This window comes from Micromonospora echinofusca, assembly GCF_900091445.1.
Classification (GTDB): Bacteria; Actinomycetota; Actinomycetes; order Mycobacteriales; family Micromonosporaceae; genus Micromonospora; species Micromonospora echinofusca.
On sequence record NZ_LT607733.1, the window covers coordinates 5,515,095 to 5,533,004 of the forward strand.

16 protein-coding genes are annotated in these 17,910 nt (G+C 74.8%); 13 read left to right on the forward strand and 3 right to left on the reverse strand.

Going from position 1 to position 17,910, the window contains the following annotated elements; translation table 11 throughout:
• Positions 1 to 101: 101 nt before the first annotated feature.
• The 10 genes from deoC to GA0070610_RS23495 all read left to right on the forward strand — a co-directional run bounded on the left by deoC (position 102) and on the right by GA0070610_RS23495 (position 11,488).
• Positions 102 to 1,061, forward strand: coding sequence for a deoxyribose-phosphate aldolase (gene deoC, locus GA0070610_RS23450; RefSeq protein ID WP_089002051.1), 960 nt, complete (start codon positions 102 to 104; stop codon positions 1,059 to 1,061).
• Positions 1,062 to 1,067: 6 nt separating this feature from the next.
• Entirely contained in the window at positions 1,068 to 2,498 is a 1,431-nt protein-coding gene (locus tag GA0070610_RS23455) for an aldehyde dehydrogenase family protein (RefSeq protein ID WP_089002052.1), read from the forward strand.
• A complete protein-coding gene (locus GA0070610_RS23460) occupies positions 2,491 to 3,315 on the forward strand; it encodes an aldehyde dehydrogenase family protein (protein WP_089002053.1) in 825 nt (274 codons plus the stop codon). The genes GA0070610_RS23455 and GA0070610_RS23460 overlap by 8 nt, the downstream gene beginning before the upstream one ends.
• 99 nt (positions 3,316 to 3,414) lie before the next feature.
• Positions 3,415 to 3,873, forward strand: a complete 459-nt coding sequence (locus GA0070610_RS23465; RefSeq protein ID WP_089002054.1) for a BlaI/MecI/CopY family transcriptional regulator — start codon at positions 3,415 to 3,417, stop codon at positions 3,871 to 3,873.
• A gap of 10 nt (positions 3,874 to 3,883) precedes the next feature.
• On the forward strand, positions 3,884 to 4,789 hold the full coding sequence (locus GA0070610_RS23470) for a M56 family metallopeptidase (RefSeq protein WP_089002055.1): 906 nt from the start codon (positions 3,884 to 3,886) through the stop codon (positions 4,787 to 4,789).
• Positions 4,790 to 5,044: 255 nt separating this feature from the next.
• Positions 5,045 to 6,295 carry a cytochrome ubiquinol oxidase subunit I gene (locus GA0070610_RS23475; RefSeq protein ID WP_089002056.1) on the forward strand — a complete coding sequence of 417 codons (1,251 nt, stop codon included), beginning with the start codon at positions 5,045 to 5,047 and terminating at the stop codon, positions 6,293 to 6,295.
• A 10-nt stretch (positions 6,296 to 6,305) separates the two neighbouring features.
• On the forward strand, positions 6,306 to 7,313 hold the full coding sequence (locus GA0070610_RS23480; RefSeq protein WP_089002057.1) for a cytochrome d ubiquinol oxidase subunit II: 1,008 nt from the start codon (positions 6,306 to 6,308) through the stop codon (positions 7,311 to 7,313).
• On the forward strand, positions 7,310 to 8,986 hold the full coding sequence (cydD, locus tag GA0070610_RS23485) for a thiol reductant ABC exporter subunit CydD (protein WP_089002058.1): 1,677 nt from the start codon (positions 7,310 to 7,312) through the stop codon (positions 8,984 to 8,986). The genes GA0070610_RS23480 and cydD overlap by 4 nt, the downstream gene beginning before the upstream one ends.
• Positions 8,983 to 10,749, forward strand: coding sequence for a thiol reductant ABC exporter subunit CydC (cydC, locus tag GA0070610_RS23490; RefSeq protein ID WP_089002059.1), 1,767 nt, complete (start codon positions 8,983 to 8,985; stop codon positions 10,747 to 10,749). The genes cydD and cydC overlap by 4 nt, the downstream gene beginning before the upstream one ends.
• A 79-nt stretch (positions 10,750 to 10,828) precedes the next feature.
• Positions 10,829 to 11,488: a permease prefix domain 1-containing protein gene (locus GA0070610_RS23495; RefSeq protein ID WP_089002060.1), complete on the forward strand. Its 660-nt coding sequence runs from the start codon at positions 10,829 to 10,831 to the stop codon at positions 11,486 to 11,488.
• Positions 11,489 to 11,497: 9 nt separating this feature from the next.
• Here the strand turns inward: GA0070610_RS23495 and GA0070610_RS23500 are convergent, their stop codons facing one another.
• On the reverse strand, positions 11,498 to 11,839 hold the full coding sequence (locus GA0070610_RS23500) for a PadR family transcriptional regulator (RefSeq protein WP_089002061.1): 342 nt from the start codon (positions 11,837 to 11,839) through the stop codon (positions 11,498 to 11,500).
• A 118-nt stretch (positions 11,840 to 11,957) separates the two neighbouring features.
• Here GA0070610_RS23500 and GA0070610_RS23505 point away from each other — a divergent pair, with 118 nt between their 5' ends.
• The 3 genes from GA0070610_RS23505 (at position 11,958) to GA0070610_RS23515 (ending at position 16,743) form a co-directional block, all read left to right on the forward strand.
• The gene (locus tag GA0070610_RS23505; RefSeq protein ID WP_089002062.1) at positions 11,958 to 12,908 is read left to right on the forward strand and encodes a DNA primase; all 951 of its coding nucleotides are present in this window, start codon (positions 11,958 to 11,960) and stop codon (positions 12,906 to 12,908) included.
• A gap of 40 nt (positions 12,909 to 12,948) precedes the next feature.
• Entirely contained in the window at positions 12,949 to 15,390 is a 2,442-nt protein-coding gene (locus tag GA0070610_RS23510) for a transposase (protein WP_089002063.1), read from the forward strand.
• A gap of 129 nt (positions 15,391 to 15,519) precedes the next feature.
• Positions 15,520 to 16,743, forward strand: a complete 1,224-nt coding sequence (locus tag GA0070610_RS23515) for an ABC transporter substrate-binding protein (RefSeq protein WP_089002064.1) — start codon at positions 15,520 to 15,522, stop codon at positions 16,741 to 16,743.
• A gap of 138 nt (positions 16,744 to 16,881) precedes the next feature.
• Here GA0070610_RS23515 and GA0070610_RS23520 read toward each other — a convergent pair whose 3' ends face one another.
• Both GA0070610_RS23520 and GA0070610_RS23525 read right to left on the reverse strand, forming a co-directional pair.
• Entirely contained in the window at positions 16,882 to 17,475 is a 594-nt protein-coding gene (locus GA0070610_RS23520) for a GTP-binding protein (protein WP_089002065.1), read from the reverse strand.
• Position 17,476: 1 nt separating this feature from the next.
• A complete protein-coding gene (locus tag GA0070610_RS23525) occupies positions 17,477 to 17,854 on the reverse strand; it encodes a DUF742 domain-containing protein (RefSeq protein WP_030329021.1) in 378 nt (125 codons plus the stop codon).
• Positions 17,855 to 17,910: the final 56 nt, after the last annotated feature.

The following is a 17,910-nucleotide window of genomic DNA, read 5'->3' on the forward strand; positions in this document are numbered from 1 at the left end:
CACTGCGGGTGCGGCCGGACCAGCGACCTCGCTCACCACGCGCGCCCCCGACAGCACCGTGACCAAGATCACTGCCGGGTCGGGTGCGTAGACTTCGGGCCATGACGGCGACAGCGACGTCGGCCCGGTCGGAGCTCTCCGAGTTGGGACGATCCGAGACCGCTCTGCGGACCTTCCTGCACGGCCTGCCCGGCGTGGATCAGGTCGGCGCGGAGCAGCGGGCGGCACAGCTCGGCACCCGCTCCATCAAGACCACCGCCAAGGCCCAGGCCATCGACCTGGCGATCCGGATGGTCGACCTGACCACCCTCGAAGGGGCCGACACCCCCGGCAAGGTGCGGGCCCTCGCGGCCAAGGCACTGCGCCCCGACCCGGCCGATCCGTCCTGCCCGCACGTCGGCGCGGTCTGCGTCTACCCCTCGATGGTCCCGCACGTGGCCGAGGTACTGCGCGGAAGCGGTGTGCACCTGGCCAGCGTGGCGACCGCCTTCCCGTCGGGCCAGGCCCCGCTGGAGGTCAAGCTCGCCGACACGCGGGCGGCCGTGGCGGCCGGCGCCGACGAGATCGACATGGTGATCAACCGGGGCGCGTTCCTGGCCGGGCGCTACTCCGAGGTCCACGACGAGATCGTGGCCACCAAGGAGGCCTGCGGGGACGCCCACCTCAAGGTGATCCTGGAGACCGGCGAGCTGGCCACGTACGACAACGTGCGGCGCGCCTCCTGGCTGGCGATGCTGGCCGGCGGCGACTTCATCAAGACCTCCACCGGCAAGGTCCCGGTCGCGGCCACCCTCCCGGTGACCCTGGTGATGCTGGAGGCCGTACGCGACTTCCGGGCGGCCACCGGGCGGCAGGTCGGCGTGAAGCCGGCCGGCGGCATCAAGACCACCAAGGACGCCATCAAGTACCTGGTGATGGTCAACGAGACCGTCGGCGCGGACTGGCTGGACCCGGACTGGTTCCGCTTCGGCGCCTCCAGCCTGCTCAACGACCTGCTCATGCAGCGCACCAAGCTGACGACCGGCACCTACTCCGGTCCCGACTACTTCACCCTGGACTGAGAGCCGATGTTCGAATACGCACCCGCCCCCGAGTCCCGCTCGGTGGTGGACCTCAAGGCCTCCTACGGGCTCTTCGTCGACGGTGACTTCGTCGACCCTGCCGACGGCGGCACGTTCAAGACGGTCAACCCGGCCTCCGAGGAGGTGCTCGCCGAGGTCGCCGAGGCCGGCGCGCAGGACGTGGAACGCGCCGTCCGCGCCGCCCGGGCCGCGTACGAGAAGGTCTGGGGCCCCATGCCGGGCCGGGACCGGGCGAAGTACCTGTTCCGGATCGCCCGGATCATCCAGGAGCGCTCGCGCGAGCTGGCCGTGCTGGAGTCGCTGGACAACGGCAAGCCGATCAAGGAGTCCCGCGACGTCGACCTGCCGCTGGTCGCCGCGCACTTCTTCTACTACGCCGGCTGGGCCGACAAGCTGGAACACGCCGGCTTCGGCCCCGATCCGAGGCCGCTGGGCGTGGCCGCGCAGGTCATCCCGTGGAACTTCCCCCTGCTGATGCTGGCGTGGAAGATCGCCCCGGCGCTGGCCGCCGGCAACACGGTGGTGCTGAAGCCGGCCGAGACGACCCCGCTGACCGCGCTGCTCTTCGCCGAGATCTGCCAGCAGGCCGACCTGCCCGCCGGTGTGGTCAACATCGTCACGGGCGCCGGCGACACCGGCCGCGCGCTGGTCGAGCACCCGGGCGTGGACAAGGTCGCCTTCACCGGCTCGACCGAGGTGGGCCGGGCCATCGCCCGCGCCGTGGCCGGAACCCGCAAGAAGCTCACCCTGGAGCTGGGCGGCAAGGCGGCCAACATCGTCTTCGACGATGCCCCCGTCGACCAGGCCGTCGAGGGCATCGTCAACGGCATCTTCTTCAACCAGGGGCACGTCTGCTGCGCCGGCTCGCGGCTGCTGATCCAGGAGAACGTCGCCGACCGGGTGCTGGAGTCGCTGAAGCGGCGGATGGCCCAGCTGCGCGTCGGTGACCCGCTGGACAAGAACACCGACATCGGGGCGATCAACTCGGCCGCGCAGCTCGCGCGGATCCGGGAGCTGTCCGACGCCGGGTCCGCCGAGGGCGCCGAGCGCTGGTCGCCGTCGTGCGAGCTGCCGGAGCGCGGCTTCTGGTTCGCCCCGACGATCTTCACCGGGGTCACCCAGGCACACCGGATCGCCCGCGAGGAGATCTTCGGCCCGGTGCTGTCCGTGCTGACGTTCCGCACCCCGGCGGAGGCCGTCGAGAAGGCCAACAACACGCCGTACGGGCTGTCGGCCGGGATCTGGACCGACAAGGGCTCCCGGATCCTGTGGATGGCCGACCGGCTGCGCGCCGGCGTGGTCTGGGCCAACACGTTCAACAAGTTCGACCCCACCTCGCCGTTCGGCGGCTACAAGGAGTCGGGCTACGGTCGCGAGGGCGGCCGGCACGGGCTGGAGGGCTACCTCAATGTCTGAGCGGGTTGCGGTACGCAAGACGTACAAGCTCTTCATCGGCGGGAAGTTCCCGCGCAGCGAGTCGGGACGGTCGTATCTCGTGCAGGACGCGAATGTCTCCCTGGCCTCCCGCAAGGACGCGCGGGACGCCGTCGTCGCCGCCCGCGCCGCCGTGAAGGGCTGGGCCGGGGCGACCGCGTACAACCGGGGTCAGATCCTCTACCGGGTCGCCGAGATGCTGGAGGGCCGGCGCGAGCAGTTCGTCGCCCTCGGCGTGCCCGGCGACGAGGTCGACGCGGCCGTGGACCGCTGGGTCTGGTACGCCGGCTGGTCCGACAAGCTCCCCCAGGTCTACGGCGGCGCCAATCCGGTCGCCGGGCCGTACTTCAACCTGTCGGCGCCCGAACCGACCGGCGTGGTGGCCGTGGTCGCCCCCGAGTCGCCGGCGCTGCTCGGCCTGGTCAGCGTGATCGCCCCGGCGATCGTCACCGGCAACACCGTGGTGGTGGCCACCTCGCCGACGCAGCCCCTGGCGGCGGTGACCCTGGCCGAGGTGCTCGCCACCTCCGACCTGCCCGGCGGCGTGGTCAACCTGCTCACCGGGCGGATCGCCGAGACCGTGCCGGCGCTGGCCGCCCATATGGACGTCAACGCCATCGACCTGACCGGCGTGACCGACGCCGAACTGGCGGTGGAGCTGGAGGTCAAGGCGGCGCAGAACCTCAAGCGGGTGCTCCGGCCGGCCCCGGCCGACCACGACTGGTCCGCCGACCCGGGCATCACCCGGATGACCACCCTGCTGGAGACGAAGACGGTCTGGCATCCCAAGGGGGTGTGACTGTTCGCTGTCCTGGGGTTTTCCGGGGCGCCCCGCCCGCTCCGGGCGGGGCGGGTGTGCGGGGCGGGGTGGGTCTACTACCGGGGGTAGGATTGCGGCGTGACTCGGCTTGGTGATCTCGAACGCGCGGTGATGGACGTCTTGTGGGACTCGGTCCCGGGCACCTCGGACGGGATCACCGTGCGCGAGGTGGCCGACGCGCTGGACGGCCGCGAGCTGGCGTACACGACGGTGATGACCGTGCTGGACCGGCTCGCCGGCAAGGGCATGGTGCAGCGCGAACGGGAGGGGCGGGCCTGGCGTTACCGGGCCGCCGCCAGCCGTGAGGCGTACATCGCCCAGCTCATGCTCGACGCCCTCGACCTCGGCGGCAGCCGCGACGCCGCGCTGGTGCGCTTCGCCCGCTCGGTGACCGGCACCGAGGCCGAGGTGCTGCGCGCCGCCCTCGGGGCCGAGGCCGGGGCGACCGGGCACGACGGGAGCGCGCTGACCGACCGGGTCGAGGCGCCGTCGGTCGACGGCCTGCCGCCCCGGACCGACAAGGCAGCGGACAGGTAGGGCGGCGGTCGTGGCGTACGCCCTGCACTTCGCCGCGTCGATGCTGGCCTGCTGGCTGACCGCGCAGGTGCTGTCCCGCTCCACCTGGACGTGGCGCAGCCCCCGCGTGGCGATCGTCTGCTGGCAGGCGGTCGGGCTGGCCCTCGGGCTCTCCGCCATGGGCGTGCCGATCGCGCTGGGCCTGGCCGCCTACGACCGCCCGACCGGCAGCGCCCTGGTCACCCTCGCCACGGACCTCGCCCACGGCACCCTGCCCGTCGGGCTGGGTGCGCCGCACCTGGCCGCCGTCGGGGTGGGCCTCGGCATCGGCGCGGTCCTGCTGGCCACGACCGTCCGCAGCATCCACGGCACCGTACGCGCCCAGCGCCGGCACCGGGACCTGCTCGCCCTGGTCGCGCGGCGGGACCCGACGGTGCCCGGGGCGCTGGTGCTCGACCACCCGAGCGCCGCGGCGTACTGCCTGCCGGGGATGCGGCCCCGGGTGGTGGTCAGCGCGGGCACCCTCGACCTGCTGGACCCCGCCGAACTGGCGGCCGTGCTCGCCCACGAGCGGGCGCACGCCCAGGAACGCCACGACCTGGTGCTGCTGCCGTTCACCGCGCTCAGCCGGGCGCTGCCGTGGTTCGCGTGGGTCCGCGAGGCGCACGACCGGGTCGCCCTGCTGGTCGAGATGCGGGCCGACGACAAGGCCCGGGAGGCGCACGCCGACGCGCCGCTCGCCGGTGCGCTGCGCCGCTTCGCCGCCGCCGGCAACCGGATCACTCCGGCGGGCGCCCTCGGGGTGGGCGACCGGGATCTCGACGTACGGGTGCAGCGGCTGCTGGTCGCCGGCCGGCCGCCCCGGCTGCTCGGGACCGCCGCGCTGACCGTGGCGACCAACGTGGCCGCCCTGCCGGTCTCCCTCTTCCTGAGCTGAACTCCGCCCCGCCCGCGAGCGGCCTCCCGGGGGCTCGGCCCGCCCTTGCGATATCGGCGGTTACCGCTGCGTGGAGCGCGTCCCGCCATGCTGGACGAGGCCCGTCCGGGTGGCGACGCGACCCGCCGTCGCTGCTCCCCCACAGCTACTACAAGTCGTCGTAGGATCCACTACGACGGGCCATAGTAGTCATGTGTAGGCAATCTACGTGTAGGCTCGCTACGACAAGTGAGCCAACCGTACGGAGAGCCGGCCATGGACACCCTGCTCCTCGCCCGCCTGCAGTTCGCCACCACCACGTCGATCCACTTCCTCTTCGTGGCGGTGACCCTCGGCCTGGTGACCCTGCTGGTCTATCTCCAGACCGCCTGGGTGATCACGAACAAGCCGGTCTACGAGCGGCTGACCCGGTTCTGGGGCCAGCTCTACGTGATCAATTACGTGCTCGGGATCGCCACCGGCATCGTGATGGAGTTCCAGTTCGGGCTGAACTGGAGCGGGCTGTCGCGCTACGTCGGCAACGTCTTCGGCGCGCCGCTGGCCATCGAGACGCTGGTCGCCTTCTTCCTGGAGTCGACGTTCCTCGGCATGTGGATCTTCGGCTGGCACCGGCTGCGTCGGGGCGTCCACCTCGCCCTGCTCTGGGGCGTCGCGATCACCGCGTACGCCTCGGCGTTCTGGATCATGGTGGCGAACTCCTGGCTGCAGAACCCGGTCGGCTACGAGGTGCGCGACGGCGTCGCCCACCTCACCGACTTCTCCGCGCTGCTGGACAACCCCACCTTCCGCATGGCCCTCGGGCACGTCGTCACGGCGGCGCTGCTGGTCGGCGGGATGCTGATGGCGGCGGTCAGCGCGTGGCACCTGGTCCGGCGCACCCCCGACTTCGCGCTGCACCGCAAGGGGCTGCGGATCGGGCTGGTCACCTCGGCGGTGGCGATCTCCTTCGTGCAGGGCTTCGGCTTCGCCCAGTTCTTCGCGATCGGTGACGTGCAGCCGACCAAGTTCGGCGACGACCCCGCCGCCGCGCCGCTGATCGCCGACTGGACCGCCCGGTTCGGCCCCGGCGACTACACCCCGCCGGCCCTCGCCAACGTCGGCCTCGGTTTCATGATCCTGATCGGTTTCACCCTCGGTCTGCTCTGGCTGATGCTCCCACTGCTCTGGCGGGACTGGGTGATCCGGCTGCGCGTCCCGCTGTGGATCCTCCAGTTCGCCCTGCCGCTGCCGTTCGTCGCGCTCATCCTCGGCTGGATCGCCCGCGAGGTCGGCCGCCAGCCCTGGGCCGCGTACGGGCTGCTGCCCGTGGAGCAGGCCGTGTCGCCGGTCAGCCCCTGGCTGATGCTCACCTCGCTGATCGGCTTCAGCCTGCTGCTCGGCACCCTCGCCGTCACCAACTGGGTGCTGCTGGCGCGGCACGCCGCCCGGGGCGCCCACGACCCGGCCCTGGGCCGGCAACCGGACCAGCCGCCGGCCGACCCCCACCCCGAGCCCGCCTTCGCCTGAGGAGACGACCGTGGAACTCGCCTGGTACGCCCTGCTCGGCCTCTTCTTCGCCGTCTACCTGGTGCTCGGCGGGTACGACTACGGCGTCGGCCTGCTGCTCGCCCGCGACACCGACCCGGCCCGCCGGCGCGCCGCGCTCAACGCGGTCGGCCCGTTCTTCCTCGGCAACGAGGTCTGGCTGGTGGCCGCCGTCGGCATCCTGTTCGGCGCCTTCCCGGTGCTGGAGGGGGAACTGCTCTCCGGCTTCTATCCGGCGGTGCTGTGCGCGTTGACCGGGGTCGTGCTGGTGACCGCCGGCGTGCAGCTGCGCAGCCGACCGGCCGGGCAGCGCGCCCGCACCCGGTGGGACCGGATCGTGGTCGTCGGCAGCGCGCTCGCCGCGCTGGGCTGGGGTGCCGTGCTGGCCGGGCTGCTCCAGGGCGTACCGCTGCGCGCCGACGGCCACGTCGCCGGGGTGACCCACCTCTTCACCCCGTTCGTGGCCGCCGCCGCGCTCGCCGTCGCCGCGCTGGTCGCGCTGCACGGTGCGACCTTTCTCACGCTGCGACTGCCCGCCGCCGACGCCGCGCCGGTCGGGCGGCTGGCCGCCCGGCTCGTCCCGGTGGCGCTGACCACCGTCGGCGCGGCCACCGCCCTCGGCCTGCTCTCCGCCGACGTACGCGCCGCCGCACAGCAGCCGCTGGTGGCCGTACTGCTGCTGTCGTTGCTGGTCACGGCGCTGCTGACGGCCCGCGCAGCGGTTGCGCGGCGGCGGCCCGGGCTGGCCTTCGCCGCCACCTGCGCGGCCCTGGCCCTGCCGGTGGCGCTGGTCGGGGCGACCATCTGGCCCTACGCGCTGGTCTCCACGGTCGACCCGGGGGCGTCACTGACCGTGGCCGACGCGGCGGCGAGCACACCCACGCTGCGGCTGCTGGGCTGGCTGACGCTGCCGCTCCTGCCGGCCCTACTAGGCTTTCAGGCGATGTGCTGGTGGGTGTTCCGGGGACGGACCGACGGCAGGGCACCGGTGTACTGGTGAACCGCCGTCCCTTCGACCCGCGTCTGCTGCGCCGGGTCCCGGGGGCCCGGCGCGACCTCGCCATGCTCGCGCTACTCGGCGTGCTGGCCGCGGGGTTGGTCGTCGCGCAGGCCACGACGCTGGCCGCGCTGCTGGCGACCGCGTTCGAAGGACGGCTCGACCGGCCCGCGCTGGCCGGCTTCGCCACCGCGGTGGCCGCCCGCTCGCTGCTGGTCTGGGCGCAGGGCACGGTGTCGGCGCGGGTCGCGGCGACGGTCAAGGCGGCGCTGCGGGCCGACCTGCTCGCGTCGGTCGGGCGACACGGCCCCGGCTGGGTCGCCGGGCAGCGCGCCGGGCAGCTCGCCACGCTGACCGGGCGCGGGCTGGACGCGCTGGACGCCTACTTCACCGGCTACCTGCCGCAGCTGGTGCTCAGCGTCACCGTGCCGGTCGCCGTGCTGGCCCGGATCTTCGTCGCCGACTGGAGCTCGGCGCTGATCATCGCGGTGACCCTGCCGCTGATCCCGATCTTCGGCGCGCTGCTCGGCTGGCAGGCGCAGGCCGCCACCGAGCGGCAGTGGCGACGGCTCTCCCTGCTCGGCGGGCACTTCCTCGACATGGTCGCCGGGCTGCCCACGCTGCGCGCGTTCGGCCGGGCGCGGGCGCAGACCGAGGTGGTCCGCCGGATGGCCGACGGCCACCGGGTCGCGACCATGAAGACGCTGCGGATCGCGTTCCTGTCCGCGCTGGTGCTGGAGCTGGTCGCCACCCTCTCCGTGGCGCTGGTCGCCGTGCCGGTGGGCGTACGGCTGCTCGGCGGCGGGCTGACCCTCCAGACCGCGCTGCTGGTGCTGCTGCTCACCCCGGAGGCGTACCTGCCGCTGCGAGCGGCCGGCGCCCGGTTCCACGCCAGCATGGAGGGGCTCACCGCGCTGGACGAGGCCCTCACCCTGTCGGCCGCCGCCCCCGCGCCGGCGCCCGGCGAGGGCGCGGCCGTCCCCGACGGCCGCGGCGAGATCCGGTTCGAGGCGGTGACCGTGCGGTACGAGCGGACCACCGCCCTGCGCGACGTCACGCTGACCATCCGGCCGGGCGAACGCGTCGCCGTGATCGGCCCCAGCGGCGCCGGCAAGAGCACCCTGCTCGGCCTCCTGCTCGGCTTCGTCACACCGACCGCCGGCCGGGTCACCGTGGGCGGGGTCGACCTGGCCGACGCCGACGCCGACGGCTGGCGCCGCCAGGTGGCCTGGGTGCCGCAGCGGGCCCACCTGTTCGCCGCCTCACTGGCCGACAACATCCGGCTCGGCGCCCCGGACACCCCGGACGCGGCGCTCGCCACGGCGGTCCACGACGCCGCCCTGGACGACGTGGTCGCCGGGCTGCCCGACGGGCTCGACACCGTGCTCGGCGAGCGCGGGCACGGCCTGTCCAGCGGGCAACGGCAGCGGGTCGCCCTGGCCCGCGCGTTCCTGCGGGACGCGCCCGTGGTGCTGCTCGACGAGCCGACCGCCCGGCTGGACACCGCCGCCGAGGCCGTCGTCCTCGACGCCACCCGCCGCCTGGTGGCCGGCCGGACGGCGCTGCTGGTGGCGCACCGGCCGGCGCTGCTCGCCGACGCCGACCGGATCCTGCGGATCGAGGACGGCCGGGTCACGGAACTGACGCCCACGGCGGCCGGGGAGGCCACCCGATGACCGACGACCGGCCCGGGGCGGGACGTGCCGGCTCCGCCGAGCGGGCCGTGCTGCGGTTGGCCCGGCCGTACCTGAACCGGCTGCTCGGCGCCGGGCTGCTCGCCGCCGCCACCGAGTTCGCCGCCCTCGCCCTGATGGCCACCGCGACCTGGCTGCTGATGAGCGCCGCCGAACGGCCCCCGCTGGACCGCCTCACCGTGGCGATCGTGGCGGTCCGGGCGCTGGCGATCAGCCGGGGCGTGCTCCGCTACACCGAACGACTCGCCGGGCACGACGCCGTGCTGCGGTTGATCACCGACGTCCGGGCCCGGGTCTTCGGCGCCCTCGCCGCCAGCCCGGCGGCACGGCAGCGCTCCGGCGACGCGCTGAGCCGGCTCGTCTCCGACGTGGAGGCGGTGCAGGACCTGCTGCTGCGGGTGCTGGTGCCGGCCTCGGCGGCGGCGCTGGTCGGCGTGCTCGCGGTCGGCGGGGCGGCACTGATGTCGCCGGCCGCCGCCGGGGTGCTCGCGGTCGGGCTGCTGCTCGCCGGGGTCGCGCTGCCCGTGCTGGCCACCGCGCTGACCCGCCGCGCCGCCGCCGAACTGGCGCCGCTGCGCGGCGCCCTCGCCACCGACGCGGTCGACCTCACCCACGGCGCCGCCGACCTGGCCGCGTTCGGCGCCACCGGGCACGCTCTGGAGGCGGCCGGGGCGCGGGCGGAACGGCTGGCCCGGTTGGAGCGGCGGCTCGCCGCCACCGGCTTCGCGGTCGACGCGGCCGGGGTGCTGGTGGCCGGGCTGACCGCCGGGGCGGTGGTGCTCGCCGCGCTCGCCGACGGCGTGGACGGGGTGCTGGTCGGCGTCCTGGCGGTCGGCACGCTCGCCGCCGTGGAGATCGCGCTGGCCCTGGTCGGGGCCGCCCGGCAGTGGACCCAGCTCCGGACCGGCCTGACCCGGGTCGCCGCCCTGCTGGAGGCCCCGGCCGGTCCGGCCGCCTCCGGCGGCGCCGAGCTCGGCCCCGGGCCGTACGAGGTGCGGTTCGAGAACGTCACCGTCCGGTACCGGGAGGGTGCCCCGCCCGCCCTGGACGGGTTCGGCCTCGACCTGCCGCCCGGCCGACGGGTGGCGGTGGTCGGGCCCAGCGGCGCCGGCAAGAGCACGCTGGCCGCCGTACTCACCGGCGCGGTGCGCCCCACGCACGGGCGGATCACCCTCGACGGGCGGGAGCTGTCGGCGTACCGGGCCGAGGAGCTGCCCCGCGCCGTCGGCGGGCTGCTCGCCGAGGCGTACGTCTTCCACGCCTCGGTGCGGGAGAACCTGCTGCTCGGGCGGCCCGGCGCCGACGAGGAGGAGCTGGCGGCGGCCACCGCGGCGGCCGGGCTGCTGGACTGGGTACGCGAGCAGCCCGACGGCTGGGACACCGTGGTCGGAGAGGAGGGCGGTCAGCTCTCCGGCGGCCAGCGGCAGCGGCTCGCGCTGGCCCGGGCGCTGCTCGCGGCCCCGGGTGTGCTGGTGCTCGACGAGCCGACCGAGGGGCTCGATCCCGCCGCCGCCGACGCGGTGCTCGCCTCCGCGCTGGCCGCCACCCCGGCCGGGCACTCCGTACTGCTGATCAGCCACCGGCTCAGCGGGCTCGCCGGGCTCGACGAGATCGTGGTCCTGGACGCCGGGCGGGTGGCCCAGCGCGGCCGGCACGCCGAGCTGGTCGCGACCCCCGGCTGGTACCGGGACCAGTGGCTGATCCAGGAGGCGGCCGAACGCGGGTACCTGGCGCTGCGCCCCTGACGCCCGTCCGCCCGGATCCGGGTCGGGGCCAGGGTTCTCCCCGACGACGTCCGCGGCGCCCCCGTGACAGGGTGGGGCCATGCGGGGCGAGAACGGCGCGACGATCGTGGAGGAACGGCTGCGGGAGCTGGGCGCGCGTCTGCGGGGGCCGCGCCGCCTCAGGTCCGACCTGCTGGCCGAGGCGCGGCACGGGCTGTTGGACGCCGTCGACGCGTACCGGGAGAGTGGGCTGCCGGCGGCGGAGGCGCAGCGCCGGGCGGTGGCCGAGTTCGGCGCGCCGGCGGAGCTCGCCCCGGCCTACCAGGCGGAGCTGGCGGCGGGTGCGCTGCGCGGGCTGTCGCTTCGGGTCGTCGCGCTCGCCACGGTCGCGTTCGTCGCCGGCGACCTCACCTGGCAGGGGGCGAGCTGGGACGGCTCCCCGCCGCCGGCCGCCTACCAGCTGCTGTCGGCGTCGGTGGGCTGGATCTGGGCGGCGGCGTTCGTGCTGGCCGCGATCGGGCTGCTGCCGGCCGGGCGGTCGGCGCTGCGCGGGCGTGCCGTGGACCGGGCGGTGGGGACGGCCCTCACCGGGGTCCTCGCCCTCGGCGTGCTGGCCGGCTCGGCCCTCTTCGCGTGGTCGATCGGCCTCTGGGACGCCGCGCTCACCTGGCCGCCCATGATCATCGGCGCGGTGGTGGCCGCCGCCGGCTACCTCTGGCTCGGCCGGGCCGCACACACCTGGCTGCTCGCCACCCGCTGAAACCGGCGGTCAGGCCGGGGCGGTCGGCGGGGTGTCGGTGTCGAGGAAGCGACCGACGGTGGAGCGGAACTCGTGCCACCCCGACCGCTCGCCGGCCAGCGCCCGCCGGCCGTCGTCGGTGAGCTGGTACGTCCGCCGCTCCCGCCCGTTGACGGTGCTCCAGGTGCTGGCCACGTGACCGGCCCGCTCCAGCCGACGCAGCGCCGGGTAGATGGTGCCGGTCGGCAGGTCGAGCTGGCCGTCGCTGCGGCTGCGCAGCGCCTCGATGATCGCGTAGCCGTGCAGCGGACCCTGCTCGAGCACCGCGAGCAGCAGCGCGTCGAGGTGTCCGTGCAGCGCCTGGGCCTTCATGCGTAGCAACGCTACTTGTCGGCGGGCCGGACCGCCACCGGGGTGCGGGCACCGGTCTCCCGGAGACGCCCACTAGGGTATGTGCCCAGAGTCACTCGTCGGCGGCGGACGCCGACGGGTGGGCAACCCGAAGCACACGGAGGTCAGCGTGGCCCGCCAGTCGCCCCAACGGCCCGACGCCGACGAGCCCGAGCTCGACGACGCCGACGCCCCGGCCGAGTCCGGCACCGCAACCGTCTCTGCCGAGGCCGCCCGCGCCCTCTGGGACGAGCTGCGGATCGACCCGGTGGAGATCGCGCTGCCCGCCGGCACCGGCTACACGCTGCGGGCCTACCGCCCGGCTCGGGAGCTGACCCCGACCGACGTCGCCGAGCGCGACCAGGACGACCCGTTCCTGGCGCGCCGCCAGGTCGCCGAGGAGGAAGAGGAGGACGACGACGAGGCCGTCGTCATCCTCGACGAGGAGGTCGCCCAGGAGTTCGCCGAGAGCGACGAGGAGGAGGCCAAGGGCCGCCGCCGCGACGCGACCGACGACGAGGACGCCAAGGCCGACTCCGACGAGGACGAGGACGAGGCGGGCGACGAGGAGGTGCCGGTCTTCCTCAGCCACCGCGGGAAGCTGCTGCTCTTCAAGACGCCCGAGTCGCTGGTCAGTTTCGTCCGATCCGGGGCGCCCAACGACCTGTCTCAGCTGGACAGCTGGAATGAACTGTCCGAACGGGTGGAGCCGGCCGACATCGCGCCGCTCGACGAGGACGTCTACGAGCTCGACCTGGTGGTCGAGAACCTCCGCGGCGGGCACGACACCTGGGACCCGACGCTGCTCATCGAGGCCGGCGAGGTGGCCCGCGACCTGGCGTACGCGCTGCGGCTGCCCGCGGTGCTGGACATGCTCTCCGCCGGCTCCAGCCTGGACGATCTCGACGAGGCGCTGCGCGCCACGGTCGACGGCGGCGTGGGCGGCTTCTTCGGGCGGCGCCGACTGAAGAAAATCGGGGCACAAACCGCAAGTCTGGGTTGGCGCACCATTGTCGGAAAGATCTCTGCGGTCGTGGACTGGCGCGACTGACCCTTTACGGGGAGCATCAGTCTCTGGCAGTGAAAGCCTTGTGTCCCGGGAGGAGGACGACGCCGTGGCGCTCGTGCGCGTGTACTGCGGTCTGGCCTCGGCGGATCCGGCCGACCGACCGGTCTCGGCCGGTTCGACGCTGACGTCCGCTGTGGTCGACGACGCAGGCCGTCTGCTGCATGTCTGCGAGATCGGCGACGACCCCGCTGGCTACGCCCAGCTGGTCGCGCTGCTCGTGGAGCGGTCGGGCGGGCCGAGCGGTGCGGCCATCGCCGCCGACAGCGACGACCACACGGTCACCTCGCTGCTCAGCGCGGCGGGTCGTCCACTGGCGATCGCGGACGACGACTCCGTCGACGACTTCGCCGAACGCTTCGCCGACGACGACTCCCTGGAGGAGATGCAGTCGCCCCCGGCCGAGCGGCGTGCCGTCGGCCTGGCCCGCGCCCTGCAGGCCGGCGCCCTCTCCGCCGTCACCCTCCCGGCCCCCCGGGACCTCGCCGGCTACAAGCAGGTCCTCGCCGCGCACGCCGCCCTGGCCAGCGGTCGGCACTCCGCCGCCGTCGCGCTGCGGGAGGTGCTGCGCGAGCTCTACCCGGCCGCGTTGCGCGCGTACCCGGACCCGGCCGAGCCGGTCTCGCTGGCGGTGCTGGACGCGCTGCCCGAGCCCGGCATGCTGACCGGCACCGTGGGTCGCGGCGGCGACGCCCCGGCGGAGGCGGTCGCGACGCGTCTCGCCGCCGACGGGGTCGCCGACGCCGACGAACTCACCTCGGCGGTGACCGCCCTGCGGGTCGCCATCAGCGAGACGCCCCGGCGCGCCACCGTCAACCGCGCCCTCACCTCCGCGGTGGCCGACACCGTACGGCAGGCCGTCGCCTCCGTCCGGGCCTGCGACGCCGGCTGCCAGGCCCTGGTCGGCGCGCTCAACGAGCGGGTGGGCGCGCCCGCCACGCCGGCCCCGGGCCGCCGCGCCGCGACCCGCCACGGCGAGCCGCTCGGCGACGTGCCCGGTCGCGCCCCCGCCGGCGCGCTGCCCGGCCTGACTCCCACCGGCGGTGGCCTGCCCGGCCTCGCCCCCACCGGTGCCGCTCCGCGTCCCCTGCGGCCCGCCGAACCCGAGCCCGCCCCGGGCGGTGGCCGCCGCAGCCGGCCCGAGCCCGTCTCCGGCACGACGGCGCCCCCGACCCCCCGGCCGCTCGGCCCGCCGCCGGTCGCTCCGGCCCCCGTCACCCCACCCCCGGTCGCGCCGACGCCGGTCACGCCGGCTGCGGTCGCCGGTCCCCCGGTCTCCGCGCCCCCCTCGCGGCCCGGAGCGCTGCCGAGCCGGATCGACGGTCCGGCCAACCGCCCGGTGTCCGCGCCGCCGCCTCCGCCGCCGGGGATCACCCCCATCGCCCCGGCGCAGCGTGGCGCGGTGCCGCCGGCCGAGGCGGGCGAGCCGTTCCGCCCGACCCTGACCACCGCGGCGATCCAGAACGCCCGCGCCGAGCGCCAGCGCACCGTGATCCCGCCCCGGCCGAAGACGAACGTCGAGCCCGCCCCGCCCACGGGCGGTTTCAGCGCCACCGACCTCAGCGTTCCCGTGCCCACGCCCCGGCCGGACCAGGAGACCACTCCGGCCGCCCGCACGGAGGCCGCTCCGCCCGGCTCCCGGGCGAACTGGCCGCTGGTCAACAACCCGGAGGACCCGGCCGACAGCTCCGCCAAGAACCCGGTCGCCAACTCCTACGGAGAGCGCGGCGGGCGCGGCGTCGACGCCCCGACCGATCCGGGGGCGGAGCGCCGGGTCACCCCGCCCTGGCTGGCCGACGACCTGCCCCAGGAGCCTCCGGTGCTGCGGTTGGTCGAGCCGCCGCCGCTGGCCGACCGCGCGCTGAGCGGCGCGACGGGCCCGGCCCCGGACGCGCAGCCCGAGACGCCTCCGCTGCGGCTGGTCGACCGCGAGGAGGCCGCACGCGGTGGCCGACCTGTCCCCCGTGACGAGCGGCCCGCGGCCGAGTACCGGCCGGCGCCCCCGGTCGAGCGCCGACCTCCGCCGGTGTCCGACGAGGGCGACGGCGACCTGCTGATCTTCGCCCAGGCCAAGTCCGCCTGGTTCGTGGGGCACGACGACGAGTCCAACCTGGACTGGTCCACCACCGCGGACACCGGCTGGCAGGCCGCCGAGCAGGCCGCCCGCCCGGCGGTCGGCGCCGAGACGCCGGCCGGGCTGCCGAAGCGGGTCCCCCAGGCCAACCTCGTCCCCGGCTCCCCGCTGCGGGACGAGCGACCACTGCGGATCGTCCGCGACGCGGCGAGCCTCGCCGAGAACACCACCGGCTACTTCCGTGGCTGGCGCCGCGGGCAGGAGATCGGCGGATTCGCGGTGGGCGGTCGACCCGGTCGCGAAGCCGCCGGAGGCTGGGACTTCACCCGTGACACGGGCGACCGCGACGACGACCGGGAATACGAGTACCGCTCCGCCAGCTACCGCTCCTGACCGCCGGGAAATCGCCTCCCACCTGCGTGTTCATGCCCACACCCGGATAATTTGACGCCACCTCGCGGCGGCCGGGAGCATACCGGCGGAACAGCCGGCGGCAGGGGTCGTCGGGTGGGAAGGCGACTCATGGCGACATCGGCAACCGGCTCCTCCGCGTTCACCCGCCGTGGCCTGCTGGCCGCGACGGCGGGCACGCTCCTGCTCAGCGCCTGCGGGCGGGGCGAGGCGGGCGCGGACGATCCCGCCACGACGGTCGCGCCGGGCGGCCAGGAGCTGCTGATCGGGGTCAGCCTGGAGCTGACCGGGCCCGGCGCCGCGCTCGGCGTAATCCAGCAGCGGGCGTTGGAGATCACCCTCGAATCGCTCAACGCCAAGGGTGTCCCGATCGGGAACCTCCGCCGCGCCGTACGGCTCGAGGTACGCGACAACGCCGGCGATCCCGCGTTGGCGGCCCGGCAGGCCACCGCGCTGGCCCGCGACACCGGCGTGCACGCCCTGCTCGGCGGCACCATGGCCGAGACCTCGATGGCTCTGGTCCAGGTGGCGCAGAAGGAGCGGGTGCCGTTCCTCTCGCTCGCCTTCGGCGACGGGATCGTGCTGCCGCTGGCGCAGCGGACGTACGTCTACAAGATGACTCCGGACGCCGGCGACATGGCCCGTCGGCTCGCCCGGCTCATCGCCTCGCAGCGGCTCTCCCGGGTCGCCCTGCTGGCGGCGGACGGCCTGCACGGCGATTCGGGCGTACGGGCGATGAGAGGTGCCCTGCGCACGGCCGGCGTGGCGCTGGCCTCCGCCACCCGGCTGCCCCGCACCGGCGGGGACTTCCGCCGGGCGGCCCGCGCGACGGCGGGCACCCGCCCCGACGGCGTGGTGGTGTGGGCGACCGCCCCCGACTCGGCCGCCGCCGTCGGGGCGCTGCGCCGGGCCGGCTACGACGGGCCGGTGTTCCTCGACGCGGGCGCGGTGGCGGAGCAGACCCTGGAGGGCGGGAACGCGGCCCTCCTGGAGGGCGCGTACGCCGTGCACCCGACCTCGCTGGGCGGGGCGATGCTCGCCAACACCACCATGTCGGCGTTGGAGCGCAAGGAGTTCGTCTACCGCTACGTGCAGCTGCACGGCGGGTTCAGCGGCTTCGCCCCGTACGCGTCCGACGCGGTGCAGCTGATCGCCGACGCGGCCCGGCTCTCCACCAGCGTCGACCGTGGACGGATCCGCGCGTTCCTTCAGAACCAGGTCACCGAGGGGATGGCGGGGATGTACTCCTTCACCCCCATCCGGCACGGCGGCATGGACCAGGGCTCGCTGGGCGTCTACACCGTCAGCGCGGGTGCCTGGACGCGGGTGTCCTGACCCCGCGCCGACGGGCAACCCCGAGGGCGCCCGGCAGCGCGGGACGGCCCACCCCTCGGGTCAGGCCCTCGCCCCCGTGACCTGGACAGCGACGAGCGCCCGGTGGCGGCCGAGGCCACCGGGCGCGGGTCGCGTCGATCAGGCCGGCGCCACGGCGCGCGAGCGCCGCATGGTCAGCACGTACTCGACCAGCGAGATCAGCACGTGCTTCGTCGACTCCCGGTTGCGGGCGTCGCAGGCCACCACCGGCACGTCCCCGGAGATCGCGAGCGCGTCCCGGACGTCCTGCGGATCGTGGTACTGCATCCCGTCGAAGCAGTTGATGGCCACCAGGTACGGCAGCCGCCGGTGCTCGAAGAAGTCGATCGCCGCGAAGCAGTCGGCCAGTCGGCGGGTGTCCACCAGCACGACCGCGCCGATCGCGCCACGGACCAACTCGTCCCACATGAACCAGAACCGGGTCTGACCCGGCGTACCGAACAGGTACAGGATCAGGTCACGGTCGATCGAGATGCGGCCGAAGTCCATCGCCACCGTGGTCGTCGTCTTGCCCGGCACCTGCCGGGTGTCGTCGACGCCCACGCCGGCGGAGGTCATGATGGCCTCGGTCGTCAGCGGCGTGATCTCCGAGACCGAGCCGACCAGCGTCGTCTTGCCGACGCCGAATCCCCCGGCGATAACGATCTTCGCCGACGTCACGCGCCCACTCGGGGTCGGCGGGCGGTGCGACATGTCAGAGCCTGCGAAGTCCACTCAGCACCCTCTCCAGCAGTTCAGTGCCCACCGCGTCGTCCGAGTCGTCCAAGATGGTCGGCTCGTGGACCGCGACCAGGCCGTCCGTCGCCATGTCGGCGATGAGCACCCGGGCCACACCGAGCGGGAGCTGCATCCGCGCCGCGATCTCGGCGAGCGACTGCACACGTCCATCACACAGCGCAGCGATGTACTGGTGCTCGCGACCCTGACCGCCGTTGCCATTGGCAGCGGCGCGGCCGCGCACCGTCGTCTCGACGAGCGCCTCCAGCGCGATGTCGAGGCGAGGGCGGGTACGACCGCGGGTCACGGCGTATGGACGGACCAACGCTCCGGTCGGCTCGTCACGATCGGCCATGTCGCCGCTCACCTCCCTCGCACCCGGCACCGGCTCCGGTTGGAGCCCGTCGTCGT

What these genes read in the sequence shown, in the direction of transcription:
- cydC (WP_089002059.1), top strand. Translation starts at nt 8,983, where the DNA reads ATGACCGACGACCGGCCCGGGGCGGGACGTGCCGGCTCCGCCGAGCGG.
- GA0070610_RS23515 (WP_089002064.1), top strand. Translation starts at nt 15,520, where the DNA reads ATGGCGACATCGGCAACCGGCTCCTCCGCGTTCACCCGCCGTGGCCTG.
- GA0070610_RS23520 (WP_089002065.1), bottom strand. Translation starts at nt 17,475, where the DNA reads ATGTCGCACCGCCCGCCGACCCCGAGTGGGCGCGTGACGTCGGCGAAG.
- GA0070610_RS23460 (WP_089002053.1), top strand. Translation starts at nt 2,491, where the DNA reads ATGTCTGAGCGGGTTGCGGTACGCAAGACGTACAAGCTCTTCATCGGC.
- deoC (WP_089002051.1), top strand. Translation starts at nt 102, where the DNA reads ATGACGGCGACAGCGACGTCGGCCCGGTCGGAGCTCTCCGAGTTGGGA.
- GA0070610_RS23495 (WP_089002060.1), top strand. Translation starts at nt 10,829, where the DNA reads ATGCGGGGCGAGAACGGCGCGACGATCGTGGAGGAACGGCTGCGGGAG.
- GA0070610_RS23525 (WP_030329021.1), bottom strand. Translation starts at nt 17,854, where the DNA reads ATGGCCGATCGTGACGAGCCGACCGGAGCGTTGGTCCGTCCATACGCC.
- GA0070610_RS23475 (WP_089002056.1), top strand. Translation starts at nt 5,045, where the DNA reads ATGGACACCCTGCTCCTCGCCCGCCTGCAGTTCGCCACCACCACGTCG.
- GA0070610_RS23500 (WP_089002061.1), bottom strand. Translation starts at nt 11,839, where the DNA reads ATGAAGGCCCAGGCGCTGCACGGACACCTCGACGCGCTGCTGCTCGCG.
- GA0070610_RS23455 (WP_089002052.1), top strand. Translation starts at nt 1,068, where the DNA reads ATGTTCGAATACGCACCCGCCCCCGAGTCCCGCTCGGTGGTGGACCTC.